This window comes from Paenibacillus monticola, from assembly GCF_009664975.1.
GTDB classification, from domain to species: Bacteria; Bacillota; Bacilli; order Paenibacillales; family Paenibacillaceae; genus Paenibacillus_AQ; species Paenibacillus_AQ monticola.
The window spans coordinates 22781-37409 of sequence record NZ_WJXB01000015.1 but is presented as its reverse complement, the minus strand read 5'-3'; the positions used below and the strand labels follow the sequence as shown (position 1 = coordinate 37409).

The following is a 14629-nucleotide window of genomic DNA, read 5'->3' as shown; positions in this document are numbered from 1 at the left end:
GCCTTAATTAGTATGTTGAGGGTGTCCCGCAGCCATAGAAATGGATGCTGGGACACCCTTTGTTTTTGAGTAGGGTTCGGCTGGCGTACAAGCATTTGCTGAAGCACAAGGTATTGCTGCTCATGCTGCTGACAGGTGTTGTTTATCTGCTGATTAACCTTTGGAGAAGGACGGGTTTATATCCGTGTCCCAGACATAAACATAAAGATCGAAATAAATAAGCAAACTAATTTCACATTCATTTTCATTCTTCACACGTTTCTTAGATTATATATAAAATCACAAAATATGTAATTAAATCAAAAAAAAGATGTATATAGAACTCCTTTTTTTGATAGACGACTCCATATGCGTTCACCTCGTATATTATTTTTCGTTCTGCACCAACAGAGGATCTGACACGTACAATAACCTATATTTAAAGTAGATAACTTTAAAAAAGGGGGTAAGTATGGTGGCGTATTATTATCCTTCACCCGAAGCGCAGAATTTCGAGCAATATATGAGAAACAACATTATGGAATCGGCGAAGGCTTTGAATGCCAGCGATGCGGACTTTGCAACGTTCAAGGGCTCTCGTGGTAATCCGCGGTTTTGGACACGTACGAATAATGGAGGACTCCAGCTGAATAATGATGTTCTGCCCTCGGTGGGTGTGCTCGATATTTATCAGAACGGGCATCTATATGCTTTTGAATGCGCTACGGCAATGGTAGTCGTGTTATATAGGGCCACAATCGAATCCATTGGTGAGCGGGCATTTAATACGCATTTCAGAGATCTGTTCTTATGGGATTGGAACTATGACAGCAACCTGCGGTTAATTGCTACATATAGCAAGCCGGAGATTTCTTTAGGGGATGTTGTCTATTTCAAGAACCCGGATCATGCGCCGAGTAAGCCGGAGTGGCAGGGCGAGAATGCGATTATACTTGGCAATGATCTGTTCTATGGACATGGGATAGGGATCACAACGGCGCAGGGAATCATTGATTCTCTTAATGAAGAAAGGATACCCGGCAGCAGAACCTCTGCCTATTTTACAGATGAGGCACTGCACCCGGATTTTGAGTATATTCGTAGCTTATCTACAAGACTGGACCCGCCTATTGAGAATAACAGGAGTGCGAAGTATACGATATTCTCCAGGATAGGGGTACGAACCTATATCGATTAAAAGCTGCAAGTAAGCCTAATGGCTGCTTGCAGCTTCTTTTTGTTGAATTTCCACTTGGGTGGATGGGTTATGCGGTTGATTAATCTTTTAGCTGATAGCTCACAAAGGCCAATTGCATACTGTCAGGCGACCAAGAATTCACATTAAGTGTCCCCTGTCCTCCGAACAGTTTCACTATTGTACGAAACTCACCGCCATGACTAGACATCACCCGCACTTCAACGTTCTTATTCGCAGGGTGGTCGCCTGGAGCAACGTCCCCTTTTCGATAAGAGATATAAACCACGCTTTCACTATCGGGAGATACATGCGGGAACCAGTTGTTGCTCTCATCAAAGGTCATCTGCGTCGGTTCGCTGCCGTCAGCGTTCATCCGCCATACCTGCATAAGTCCTGTACGCACGGAATTGAACCAGATATGCTGTCCATCTGGTGTGTATTCTGGACCGTCATCCAACCCGGGAGTATCAGTCATTTGAACCTCAACGCCGCCGTTTACAGGAATAGTGTAGATGTCATACTGGCCATTCCGCTCGGCACAATAAGCCAAATTGCTGCCATCCGGCGACCATCCGTGAAGATAACTAGGGGCCAGAGGTGTAATCAGGGTTGGGTTGCCACCCTCCAGAGGGAAGACATAAATCCGGGACTGTCCATCCTCTTGCGTGTGATGGCTTACCGCAAGGTGAGCATTGTCGGGAGATAGTACATGGTCGTTGTTGCAATGATCGACATAGGCCGACTCGATGACCACACTCTCTTTAGTGGCAAGGTCAAAGGAATAGATCCGGCCGAGACTATTATAAATAAGATTTCTACCATCACGAGTCCAGTTTGGAGCCTCAATCAGGGAATCAAATGTGGCCAAAACCGTACGCTCACCACTCTGTACATCTATGGTTTCAAGGATGCTGATTACGTTACGGCCTTCTACTTTGGGCGTTTCTTTTAGGGTATTCATAAGTTTGCTCCTTTTACGAATTTGAGCGTACGAAATTTGGATGAAAGGGATTACCCCATCCACTCGCGCCGCAGTGTAAATAGATCTTTCAGCGCATCAGTGGACAACTCGGTAATCCAGCCCTCGGAGGTGGCGATGACATTTTCGCTGAGCTGTTGTTTGCTCTCCAGCATCTCATCAATTCGTTCCTCCAGTGTACCGAGCGAGATGAACTTATGCACCTGTACATCACGGGTCTGGCCCATGCGGTAAGCGCGGTCTGTAGCCTGATTCTCGACGGCCGGATTCCACCAGCGGTCGAAATGGAAGACATGGTTGGCTGCTGTCAGATTCAGACCGACCCCGCCCGCCTTAAGGGAAAGGATAAACACATTCGGCTGGTCGGAGGCTGAGTCCTTAGACGGCAGCAGTGATTCCGCAGCAGACGGGAAAGGGGCCTGGAACCGTTCAATCATCTGATCACGTGCGGCCTTGGAGGAGCTGCCGTTCAAATATAGCACCGGTTCTTGAAGTTCTTCCTGCAGGACGGCCTGCAGCATTTTGCCCATACCGATATATTGGGTGAAAATAAGACAGCGCTCGTTCTCCTCGCGCAGCTCCCGCACCATAGCCAGTAGTCGCTCTAGCTTGGCCGAACGGTCGATCAGCGCACTGGTGTCGAGTCTATTCTCGGCATCTGTATCGGGAAGAGCTTCTTTCGTGAGCAGCATCGGATGATCGCATAGCTGTTTAAGTCCGGTCAATGCAGCTAGAATCGCTCCTTTGCGTTCAATGCCTTCCAGCTTCTGCATACGTTCCATGAGTCCGTTCACGGTCTGATCATAAAGAGCAGCTTGCTCCGCCGTCAGATGAATATAGGTCTTCATCTCGTTCTTCTCCGGCAGGTCCAGCTGAATCGCTGGATCTTTTTTCTTGCGGCGCAGCATAAACGGTTTGACTAACCTTTGTAGATCTTCTGTACGTTTAACATCATGTTCCTTCTCAATGGCATTGCTGAAACGTTCATTAAAAGCTCTGGAGCTGCCTAGGTAACCCGGCGTTATGAAGTCGTAGATCGACCACAGCTCCGAGAGCCGGTTCTCGATAGGCGTTCCCGTCAGCGCAATCCGGTGTAGAGCCGGGAAGCTGCGCACTGCGGCCGACTGCTTGGTCTGAGCATTCTTGATGTTCTGTGCTTCATCCAGGCATACGGTTGCCCAGGTGAATTCTTTCAGCAGCTCCTGATCCAGCGTTGCGGTGGAATAAGACGTCAGGACGACATCGGCCTGCGCAGCGGCTCCATAGAAGAAGCCCGCATCGAGGCGTCTGCTTCCATAGTGGAGCATAACGTTCAGGGATGGGGCGAAGCGCTGCAATTCCTTCTCCCAGTTGCCAAGCACTGAGGTAGGGCAGATGATCAGTGAAGGCCATTCCGGTGGAGCGCTATGTGAACGTATCGCCGCCTCACGCTGCGCCGGATCTATGTCTGACTGGTCTTTTAGGTGGAGCAGGTAAGCGATCAGCTGGACGGTTTTGCCGAGTCCCATATCATCCGCGAGACAAGCGCCTAGACCAAAGCGGCGCAGAAAAGCAAGCCAGGCATACCCTTCATGCTGATAAGGCCGCAGCTCTGCCTGTAAACTGGCGGGTACTGCCGGCTTCGGCCACTGGGAGCGTTGACCGAGCTGGGCGATGAGCCCGATTAAATGCTCATTCAGTTCTACCTCAAGACGGACGCGCGTCGCATCCTCCAGAAGCTGTTCCTCGGAGGCATTGTCGTTCTGGGCCTTATCAACGCTGCCTAGTAGATGCAGCTGTAGAATATCCTGAAAGGACAAGCCTTGCGACTTGTCCATGCCGGCCATGGCTCTTTGAATCTGAGCCAGCAGGGCGGGATCAAGCGGGACCCATTGGCCTCTGAACCGAACGAGTCGTTGTCCACGGGCCACGAGTTCGGCGAACTCTGCCTCGGAGAGGTCAGCGTCTCCGATGGAGATGCGCCAATCGAAGTCGATCAGCGAATCCAGCCCGAATAGGGACTGGCCACCCCGACTGCCTTCGCCGGAGCTGACCTTGGCGCGCAGGCGCGGTTTCTTCCGGCTGGCGGCCTCCCACCACGCCGGAAGCAGCACTTGCCAGCCAGCTTCCAGCAGCAGCTGGCTGTCCACGGTCAAGAACCGCCAGGCGATTTCATCGCTCAGCGGTTCGGCCAGCACATCGCCGCCCGGCGCGAAGCGCTCGGTCGGCATGCTTGCCCGCAGGCGCGTAAGCCAGCCTGCGGCGCGCTCGTGCACGTGGGCCGACCATGCTGTCGGCCACAAGCCATGAGGCTCGCCGTCATCGGCGAGCCTTACCGGAACAAGCGCGGAGGCATCGCGCTTGTCCTGAAGCAGCAGCTGCAGCCGCCAATGCGAGTCGTCCGCATCCGCGTCCGGCTCCAGCAGCTGCAGCGCGGGCCGGAAGGGCGCGGTGTCGGCCTTCCAGCCGATCGCCATAAGCCAGGAAGCGGCATCCATACCTGCCGCCCCACTGCGCTCGAATAGCAGCGGATACTCGCTGCGTAGATCGCCGGTCTCGGCTTCTGTTCCATAATGCCGCTGAAACACAGCCGCAGAGAATGCCGCCTGCAGGCCGTCTGCAAAGCTGCTATTCAGGCTAAGCTCTAAGTGTGCAGCTTGCGCTTGCGCACTGGCTTCCGCCGCCAGTCGGAGGACTTCTTCATCCCAAGTCCATTGCAGCTTGCCTGCCTGATGGGCGGTGAAGCTCGGAATATATAGTTTCTCTTCAAGGGATGCGCTCAGCAACGGTGCCAGCTCCATCAATTGAGCGGCTGAGCCCTCCCAGTTCCAATCGATATGCGTCAGCAGCTTGCGTGCTGAGAAGAAAGGAATCACCTGCTCTGCGGGAAGAATGATGAGTTCTACCCCTTCGGCATTCTGAACGGTTAGCTCAGTACCGTAAAAAGAGTCCTCATGCCAGGCGAATAGCCGCTGCTTGAGATAAAGGCCAGGCACAGCTTCGTGTCCGTTATTGGTTCCAAAGATCAGTGCATCCCCATATGGAGTTAGGGCAAGTTGAACGGTAATAGTGCGCAGCTGCATATTCATGGTATCAGCTTTCCTTTCCGAAGCTCCTCCTGCAGAGCGCGAAGCCTGCTGTGACGAAGGGTGAAAGAGGCCATAAATAGCCCCCACCGTTCCTCACGCTTCATCTTTTTGTATAGTTTGGCTAATCGTTTGAGTAATTTAACCGCTGATTTATAGCTGTGCCTGTTTTTCTCCAGCACATATCTTTCTGCAGCCTGATGATAGAAGGGCAATAGAATCTCCGGTGCATTTTTCTCCAAGGGCTGCAGATCCTTGACGCGGAAATCAGAGGGCTCTTTACCAATGGACAGCTGATAATCCATCCATTCCTGCCATTTGCCGTAGGCCAACAGCTTCTCATCGTAAATCTCACGAGAGGTAGGAAGCATAAGGGATAGCGTACTCCACATTTGGGGCTCCACTTCAGGAAGATGTTGAACCGCTTCCTCCCAGTAGTCGGAATAACCCTGCAAATTATAGATACGGCTGTTTAGTAAAGGGCCGATTTCGGTGAGCCATGCGGCCATTCGTGGCCAATCGCCCATAACCAAAAGAGAAGTCAGGAAGCTCATGAACTCGTCCGGATGAAGGCCGGGACGCTCTGCCGCGCTTCTCAGCAGGGTCATAGCGGTCTGATCTTCAGATAGATAGAAATACATCCGGCTCTTAGCAAGCAGGAGTGCATTGCGAGAAATTGCAGCACCAAGCTCGGCCTCTGCTTGCTCTAGCTGAGCAATTTCCTCTGTATAAAGCTCTGTGCCACTGGTATTGGGCGAAATCCAGTTTCTCCAGAGCAGGTCATAACATACCGAGAAACGGGGCTGCTCCCGCAAGCGATCCCGTGCTTCCGTCAACATCTCGTGCCGCAGATAAGCTATGGTATCAGAGATTCGCAGCCACTGGTCCGGTTCTGCCGCCAGCGGCAACTCCTCAACTAACAACTGGGCTATGGCATCCTGCAGTTCAGTTACAGCGAGATGGGTGAAATACCCCAGTGAAGGGCTATAGATACCTGCAGGGGTTCCTGATGCATGAATTATGGCTTCTAGTATATAGAGGTGAGTATGAAGACTGAACAGCTTCTCGCTTACAGGCTTCAACTGCGGCTTCAACTTGGCTATTGAGGACAAGGACCGCTCTACATATTGTGGATTTCGGGTGTTCAGAGCCAGTGGGGCCAGACATGCTGCAAAATAGTTCCGCCATTCCTCGATCCCCTGATCAGGGAGTTGCCGGGCCTGCTCTTTTAGCTGCTCTTGACGATTATTGTAGGCTGCAGCTGGGGAAGGCGACGGACTGGCTGAAGGAATGTGCAGGGCTGATGCCGCCGTGGCGTTAGCAAGCTTGTGCACAGACCGTTCTTGTTGTTCGGCATAATTCATCAGCACAGCGGCCATATGCTTGCAAGGGCCTGAGACGGGACAGTCGCAGCGGCTGAGGGTGAAATCGTCCAGATTAATGGATACACTATAATCGTCGCTTCCTTCGACCAGAGCCTTAATCTTCCGGGGTTCAGTCATCCTGAACGGTTGTACACGCTTCTGTTTATAATATTGAAACCCACGCTTGAGGGTCAGATCATTGAAATAATACGCCACATCTTGAATGAGCTTATTCCACTGGGCATCATCCATGGCATAGGTTGGTTGCATGGTTATCGGTCTCCTGTGAATATATTAGTCTTCATTTAGTTCCTTTATTATATCATTTATCTTATCGTGCTTTTATCACTAAATCTCCATATTCTCAGAGGATATGATATGCTCCATAATGAAGTAAGAGTGAAAAGATTATGCTAGGCTTTTGGAACTAAAGATATGTGGAAGGATGAAGCTGCGATAATGCTGCGATTTAAATTAAAATTTCTGCTTAAAAACAAACAAACGAGACTGATTCTGATGCTTACGCTCAGTGTGTCTCTATTGATTACTATGATTGGTCTATTCTCCTATGGGGAGTACAGGGATGCGCTGGATTCAGAACTGAACACGCCCAATATAGAGCTGCTGCAAATTAATCTGGACGTGACCAACCGGGCGTTCCGTGAATCGGACAATAAGGCGGTAGATCTGTCTTTTCATCCAGCCGTCCTTAAATACATTAATGCCAAAACCGTGGATAATGTAGAGATTTCAACTGAACCGCAGACCTATTTGCGAACCTTGGCTACGGAACCGGATATTCATGCGATAAGTGTGATCAAATTTAAGGATCATTCCATTCTATCGAGTAGTTATGGTTATAAAGCAACATGGGAGCTGGCACCGGATTATGCCTGGAGTACCTGGATTGAGGAAATCAAAGAGAAGCCGCTCTTAATCAAAAGAAGGCTGTATACCGGCACGGATTCACAGCTTGGGAATACAGAATTGCTCTCACTGGCCAGACCGATTGTTCAGAATGGACAAGTCACCGGTGCGATCCTGATTGATCTGGATTACGACTGGCTGTTCTCCAAGATGTATACCCATTTATCCAGCTATCAATTTGTGTATAACCTCGATGGGGATCTGATCTACCCCAAGCTGAATCTGCCGTTTCCACTGACGGAAATGAACGAAGTGCTGTCTTCAATCGACGTCAGTCCTTTTGCCCATGTGAAGGTGGAGGGGCAGGCGTATATGGCCAATCAGACTTTTTCGAATGTGACCGGGTGGAGGCTTATTTCACTGGTTCCAATGGAACAGCTGCTTAAGAACGTAACGATTGCCCGAAATATGATGCTTATGCTGTCTTTGATCTCGATCATTGTCGGCTGTTCTGCTATTTACTACTATAATTTCGCGGCTTTCCGGCCTTTGAAAAGAATCAATAAACTGCTAACCCCAGATCAAAGGGCAGCCGGGCATGGAAATCTGTATGATCTGGAACCGGTTATCGGTAAGCTGGTCGGAGATTTTCAGAGTAAATCACGTGTGGCAGAGTGGAGTATGCCGGAGCTGCGCTCCAAATTTGTCCACGATCTGATCACCCGGAGTATCGGTACACAAGAGACGGAGACTAAATGGGAGCATTATTTCTTAGGCTGGGAGGCAGGTCCTTTTGAGACGATTATTGTATCGATTGACCGTCACGCGCAGTGGTCGGCACCTTATATAGAGGAGGATCAGATGCTGCTGAAGTACGCGATGAATAACATCTTGGTCGAGTATTTTGAACCCTCCTGGCGCACGGTGACGGCAGCCCCCCAGAAGGACGGTCTGGTTGTTCTGCTGCAGCCCAAGGGCCAGACAAGCATTATTCTTCATGAAGACGCAACGAAACTGGTCGAAATGCTGCAGGAATTATTAAAAATCTCCGTATCTATCGGGATCGGTCGGTCTGCTTCCAGTATTGCGCAAGTAACACGTTCGTACACCGAAGCCCAGCTGGCATTGTCTCATCGCTTATATGAAGGATATGGACGCGTTCGAGAATATTCAGCTAAATTGCATGATGAGAATACTCAGGCCATGGATGATTCTTGGAAGCTGGAAGTGATTCATGCGCTTAAATCGTCCGATATGGATGCAGGGTTGCTATGGATACACCGCTGGGCAGCAGATACCCGCAAGAAAGGCATACAACCGCAGCGGGTCTTCCGTATGGTTGACGATCTGCTAGAGGAAGTGTTGGATATTGCTGTAGCGGGTGGACATTCACTTCCCGTCGAGCTTGCGGATTATACTTGGTATCAAGTAACTACAATGGATTTGTCAGAGATTGAAGAGATGCTCTGCAGCATTGTTGTACAGCTGTCGAAAGAGCTCGGGCAGCATCGACAATCGAAGGAGTATCAGCTCGCCCAGAGCATGATTCAATATATGGAGAATAACCTGCAGCATAATATTGGACTTCAGGATATCGCGTCACATGTCAGTATGGGCATTTCCTCAGTGAGCAATATCTTCAAGGAAGAGACCGGAACGACCGTCTATGACTACTTAACCAACCTAAGAATTGATAAAGCCTGCGAGTTGCTTCAGGACAGCAATATGAAGCTGGCGGATATCGCCCTGCTTGTGGGGTACCAGAATGAGAACAGCTTTATCCGTGCCTTCCGCAAAAATAAATCGATCACCCCAGGCAAGTTCCGTGAGAGCAGCAAATATTCCAATGAGTATGCAGATCAGCCAAAACCGCGCCAAACCAGCGTTTCTGACGATTCAGAATAAGATAATACGATTGCCCCGCCACCCCCAGGTGCGCTATGCTTTGTTTGAGAAAAATTTCACAGCTGTGAAAAAATGCGCAGCTGATGCTGAAGACTTGGGGGTGAAGCAGCGAGTGCGGACGGGATGTTCTTTCGTTCAATCGCTCGATCACTGTTAATGAGAGAAGAGGGATAGTTTTGAAACGAACAACAAAACTAGGGTTATGGGTAGCATCCGTGTTTATGGTTCTATTATTGATTCTGATCGGAACGCGAATGTCTGGTGATCACAACCGGAGTGGTGAAAGCGCTGATTTCCCCAAGAAGCCGATTACGCTGATCGTACCTTATGCAGCTGGCGGTGGAACAGATTTAACAGCAAGAGCTTTAGCCAAAGCAACGGAGGAATTTCTCAGACAGCCGATCATAGTCGTGAACCGGACTGGCGGCGGTGGTTCCGTTGGATTGATGGAGGGTGCAAATGCCAAAGGAGATGGATATACAGTTACTTTTCTCCCGGCTGAGCTAACGATCCTTCCGCATCTGGGATTACTTCCTATTACCTATGAGAAATTCAAACCTATTGCCCAAATCAATTTTGATCCTTCCGCCATTACCGTAAGAGCCGAAGCGCCATGGCAAACCGTAAATGAATTTCTTGACTTTGCGAAAGCGCATCCAGGTGAATTGAAAATGGGAAACGCAGGGACGGGGAGCATTTGGCATTTAGCTGCCGTAACATTGGAACGGGAAACAGGTGTGAAGTTTGCACATATTCCTTTTGAAGGAGCAGGACCAGCAGTATCTGCCCTGATGGACGGTTTTGTGGATGCAGTGCCTGTAAGTCCTGCCGAGGTGAAGAAGTATGTGGATGAAGGAAAGCTTCGAACACTGGCGATTAATGCCGATAAGCGCTCTGAGGCGTTGCCTGGCGTTCCAACATTAGAGGAGCAAACCGGGATTCACGTGAACTTTACCGGTACATGGAGAGGACTTGCTGTACCCAAGGATACTCCGGATGAGATTGCAGAGCTTCTGGCCGGTGCTTTTATCAAAGGAACTGAGGACAAAGAATTCAGAGATTATATGAAAATGAACGGACTAGGCTTACTGGTCAAGGATGGCAAGGCGTTTGCTCAGCAACTAAAGGAAAGTGATGATCTGTTCGCCAAGATGATTCCGGAGCTGGGGCTAAGTCGTAAGTAGTGTGAAAGCGCGGTCATACAAGAAGGATCACAGGAACTTCTCTCACGGATTGGACTAGATCGTGAGCGCCGAACCTCCTGGGACTGATTTCTTGCGCCTTCATAAAGGGAAATAATCTAATGATGAAAGGTATGGTAACTATTATGAAAATTAAAAAAGCGATCGATAAAATTCCCGGTGGTATGATGCTTGTACCACTGTTTCTGGGAGCTATTATTCATACTGCAGTTCCTGGTGCTAGTGATTATTTCGGAGGTTTTACTAAAGGCTTGATGACAGGGACAGTACCTATCCTAGCTGTATGGTTCTTCTGTATGGGTGCTGCTATTAATGTGAAAGCAACCGGAACCGTACTTCGAAAATCAGGTACCTTGGTATTGACCAAAATTTTGGTTGCCTGGGTCGTTGCTATGATAGCTATACAGTTTCTACCTGAGGGCGGAGTGCAGAATGGATTTTTTGCCGGATTATCGGTGTTAGCCATCATTTCTGCAATGGATATGACTAACGGCGGGTTATATGCTTCCATCATGCAGCAATACGGCACCAAAGAAGAGTCCGGTGCGTTTGTCTTAATGTCGCTTGAATCAGGCCCATTGGTAACGATGCTTATTTTGGGTAGTACGGGCGTAGCCGTATTTGAACCGCAATTGTTTATTGGTGCTGTACTTCCGTTCTTGATCGGCTTTATTCTAGGTAACCTTGATTCTGATCTTCGTGAGTATTTCGGCAAAGCCACACAAGCACTTATTCCGTTCTTTGGTTTTGCTCTGGGTTGCTCGATTGATCTGGGAGTTATTGTAGATACCGGGTTGTTAGGTATTCTGCTAGGTGTAGTTGTAATCATCATTACTGGTGTTCCACTGATTTTGGCTGATAAATTCATTGGTAAAGGTAATGGTACAGCCGGGATTGCTGCTTCCAGCACCGCTGGTGCTGCCGTTGCTAACCCTATGCTTGTAGCTAACATGAAACCAGAATTTCTGCCTGCAGCAGAAGCAGCGACTGCTTTGGTTGCGGCATCCGTAATAGTAACTGCCATTCTGGTTCCTATTATCACCGCATATTATTCCGATTATATGAGAAAAAAGAAACCACCGGTTGAACCTGTGGAAGTATCGATTAAAAAGGCTGTAATATAATATACAGCGCATAACAACGTAAACAATTAATTTTATAAGCCACTGTGTTATAAAAAAAGGACTGTCTTGACGACCGATCGGGTCATCAGGGCAGTCCTTTTGTCGTCAGACTGTCGTAATCTTGCCTTCTTATTCCAAAAGGCTGCATACGGCAGAGGCATTCGTTTATACTGGCGGTATGAGGTGATTAATAGATGAACCAAGCATTATTCGATCTAGTCTATCAATCGGTAGTCCGGCGCGAATCCACATATGATGGTGTTTATTATACCGCTGTGCTCACTACACATATCGTATGTCGCCCTTCCTGTCGGGCGAGAACACCAAACGCCTGTAATGTTACTTTTTATACATCGCTACAGGCTGCGCTCAGAGAAGGCTTTCGTCCCTGCAAACGCTGCAGACCGGAGGAAGGCGGATGTCTTCGCCCCGATGCAGTATTAGCTGTGCAGGCGGATGCTATTATGGAAGCCCGTTACAGTGAGCATCTAACACTTGAGATTATCGCTGAATCACTGAAGGTGAGTCCGTTTCACCTGCAAAAGACGTACAAACAGGTGACGGGCTACTCTCCGGCAGTCAAGCTCGATCGAGTGCGACTAGAGAAGGTCCGGCAGCTTCTGAAGGATACAGATCTTGCAATTTCCACTATCGGGCAGGCAGTCGGGATTCGTGGTGCCTCTCATTTTGCAGCCTGGTTTATGCGGAAGACAGGTCTCACGCCAACGGGATATCGAACTCAATTCAAGGAGGAAGCTAATCATGAGCCAGACCCTCATATATCGACATACCCTGAACATGGGGAGTAGACCTTGGACCATATGGGCCAGTGATCAAGGATTAGTTCGCCTTTCTTTTGATTTTGAGCAGGATCATGAGCAAATACCGGAACCGTGGCTTAAGCGTTATACCGCTGTATATCAGATCATAGAAGATGAGAGTGTATTTCTGAAGCTAGGGGTAACTCCGTTGCTGGAAAGTTATTTTGCCGGATTGCCGGTGAGCTTTGCGGATATTCCCTTGGATCTATGGGGAACTCCATTCCAGAAGGAAGTATGGTTGGGACTGGCCAATATTCCTTATGGTGCTGTTAGTACTTATAAACAATTGGCTGAGCAGATCGGCAGACCACAGGCGGTTCGGGCGGTAGGTGCTGCCAATGGACAAAATCCGCTGCCAGTCATTCTGCCCTGCCACCGGGTCATTGGTGCGAATGGCACTTTAACCGGCTACCGTGGCGGATTGAAGCTCAAGCAGGAACTGCTGGAGCTGGAAGGCATCACACATGTGGGAGCTGCTGGACATGAACGATTTGCTTTTTGAGCTGTCGCTGCCCGAGACCTTTAACTTTGCCGTGTGCCTCGATTATATGGAACGTTCTGCACTGGAATGTCTGTATATCGTCGACCATGAAGGGGTGAACCGTCTCTTCGAACTAGGAGGTGTACCGGTATTAATCCGGTTAACGGTCCCGGAGGGGAATTTCATGCAGGTGAGTTTACTGCAAGGGGCTGTTCCCAGTCAAGAAGACCAGGCGAAGCTGGCCCGCTATATTAGGGAATGGTTTGATCTGGACCGTGATCTTGAACCTTTCTACAGCTTATCTAGTAGAGACCCGTTATTACGTCCGCTGGCGGAGCGCTTTTATGGACTGCGGATCGTAGGCATCCCAGATCTGTTTGAAGCTTTGTGCTGGGCTATTCTCGGGCAGCAGGTAAACCTGACCTTTGCCTATAGACTGAAGCAGCGTCTGACCGCTGAATATGGGGAATCCATGGAATGGATAGGGCATACGTATTATCGTTTCCCTCGTCCGGAGGCTTTTCTGAGCGTAACTATGGAAGAGTTATGTGCATTGCAGTTAACAAGGAATAAAGCACTGACGATACTTACAGTCGCTGGCTTGATGGTTCGCGGCGAATTGAGCAGGGAAGAGTTGCTGCAGCTGCCATCCCCCGAAGAAGCGGAAGCGAGACTCGTTAAGATCCGTGGGATCGGGCCGTGGACGGCCCAATATGTGCGGATGAGATGCCTGCGGGATGCCTCCTCATTTCCAGTAGGGGATGTGGGCCTGCAGAATGCTGTAAAGGTACTCACCGGAATGGACAGAAAGCCGAACTTGGCGGAGCTTCAGCAGTTAGGTGAGGGTTGGCAAGGTTGGGAGGCCTATGCCACGTTCTATTTGTGGCGGGCGTTGTATTGATCTGTTCTTTGAAGTTGGTGAACCGGACTGAGAAGCACCTATTTGCTCGAAATCAGGTGATTTGGGATTTTGACGGACTCCAGGGACGCTATTGACCCAATTCCTCTCCTAAAGCACCTATCTTTGCTTCAATAGTGCCTCCTGAGTCCGCTTCCTGTTCCCCCACACCCCTCGAAAGTGAAATAGCAGCTATACAGTCCGCCAGGGTTAAGCTGTATGTGACAGCGATGTAGACTTTTTTAACGTTTCTTCGTGAAGATCTGGAAGGTTACACCGAACTTGTCTGTGACCATACCGTAAGCCGGGCTGAAATAGGTCTCACTTAGTGGCATGAGTACTTGTCCGCCCAGCTGCAAGGAGTCATAGAAGGCCTGTGATTTGGCGAGCTCATCGGTCGTGATACAAATGGTAATCTGGTTCCCTCTTTGAAGGGCTTGGCCCGGAAACAGATCAGACACAAACAGGTCTGAGTCGCCAACTTTTAGGACGGAGTGTGCCACACGCCCCTTTTCCTCAGCTGATAGTGGGGCATCGGGGTTCTGCGGGCCTTCACCCACCGTTTGTTTAAAAAGAACCTTGGCGTTTAGCGCCACTTCATAAAAGGAGATCGCTTCCTGTGCATTTCCATCAAGCATGATAAAGGGATTTAATTGTAAAGTCATATTAACCGCTCCTTTAGTATCTATTTGTAAGTCTTTGCTGGGCTTATTTCCTACTATAGCCTATAATAGTGACAACTATTG

At 49.3% G+C, this 14629-nt stretch carries 11 protein-coding genes; 7 read left to right on the top strand and 4 right to left on the bottom strand.

All coding sequences use genetic code 11. The features are described from left to right. Positions 1-451: 451 nt before the first annotated feature. Positions 452-1177 carry a protein-glutamine gamma-glutamyltransferase gene (locus GJB61_RS26805; protein WP_154122110.1) on the top strand — a complete coding sequence of 242 codons (726 nt, stop codon included), beginning with the start codon at positions 452-454 and terminating at the stop codon, positions 1175-1177. A gap of 79 nt (positions 1178-1256) precedes the next feature. Here GJB61_RS26805 and GJB61_RS26800 read toward each other — a convergent pair whose 3' ends face one another. The 3 genes from GJB61_RS26800 to GJB61_RS26790 are packed head-to-tail and all read right to left on the bottom strand — an operon-like array spanning position 1257 to position 6855. Beyond that, positions 1257-2138 carry a TolB family protein gene (locus GJB61_RS26800; RefSeq protein WP_154122109.1) on the bottom strand — a complete coding sequence of 294 codons (882 nt, stop codon included), beginning with the start codon at positions 2136-2138 and terminating at the stop codon, positions 1257-1259. Between the two features lie 50 nt (positions 2139-2188). Further along, on the bottom strand, positions 2189-5224 hold the full coding sequence (locus GJB61_RS26795) for a DEAD/DEAH box helicase (protein WP_154122108.1): 3036 nt from the start codon (positions 5222-5224) through the stop codon (positions 2189-2191). Next, positions 5221-6855, bottom strand: a complete 1635-nt coding sequence (locus GJB61_RS26790) for an SWIM zinc finger family protein (protein WP_154122107.1) — start codon at positions 6853-6855, stop codon at positions 5221-5223. Before GJB61_RS26790 ends, GJB61_RS26795 begins: the two co-directional genes overlap by 4 nt. Before the next feature lie 189 nt (positions 6856-7044). Between GJB61_RS26790 and GJB61_RS26785 the strand changes: the two genes are divergently transcribed. From GJB61_RS26785 to GJB61_RS26760, 6 genes are all read left to right on the top strand, one after another. Then, positions 7045-9357 carry a helix-turn-helix domain-containing protein gene (locus GJB61_RS26785; RefSeq protein WP_154122106.1) on the top strand — a complete coding sequence of 771 codons (2313 nt, stop codon included), beginning with the start codon at positions 7045-7047 and terminating at the stop codon, positions 9355-9357. A gap of 254 nt (positions 9358-9611) precedes the next feature. After that, complete coding sequence (locus GJB61_RS26780; RefSeq protein WP_229522477.1) at positions 9612-10541, top strand: tripartite tricarboxylate transporter substrate binding protein; 930 nt, start codon at positions 9612-9614, stop codon at positions 10539-10541. A gap of 143 nt (positions 10542-10684) precedes the next feature. After that, a complete protein-coding gene (gene kdgT, locus GJB61_RS26775) occupies positions 10685-11683 on the top strand; it encodes a 2-keto-3-deoxygluconate transporter (RefSeq protein WP_154122213.1) in 999 nt (332 codons plus the stop codon). Between the two features lie 194 nt (positions 11684-11877). Then, complete coding sequence (locus GJB61_RS26770) at positions 11878-12492, top strand: Ada metal-binding domain-containing protein (protein ID WP_154122105.1); 615 nt, start codon at positions 11878-11880, stop codon at positions 12490-12492. After that, positions 12446-13006: a methylated-DNA--[protein]-cysteine S-methyltransferase gene (locus GJB61_RS26765; protein WP_154122104.1), complete on the top strand. Its 561-nt coding sequence runs from the start codon at positions 12446-12448 to the stop codon at positions 13004-13006. The genes GJB61_RS26770 and GJB61_RS26765 overlap by 47 nt, the downstream gene beginning before the upstream one ends. Further along, on the top strand, positions 12987-13886 hold the full coding sequence (locus GJB61_RS26760) for a DNA-3-methyladenine glycosylase family protein (protein WP_154122103.1): 900 nt from the start codon (positions 12987-12989) through the stop codon (positions 13884-13886). The genes GJB61_RS26765 and GJB61_RS26760 overlap by 20 nt, the downstream gene beginning before the upstream one ends. 239 nt (positions 13887-14125) lie before the next feature. On the opposite strand, the gene GJB61_RS26755 is transcribed toward GJB61_RS26760, so the two are convergent. Next, positions 14126-14548: a VOC family protein gene (locus GJB61_RS26755; RefSeq protein ID WP_154122102.1), complete on the bottom strand. Its 423-nt coding sequence runs from the start codon at positions 14546-14548 to the stop codon at positions 14126-14128. Positions 14549-14629 lie beyond the last annotated feature (81 nt).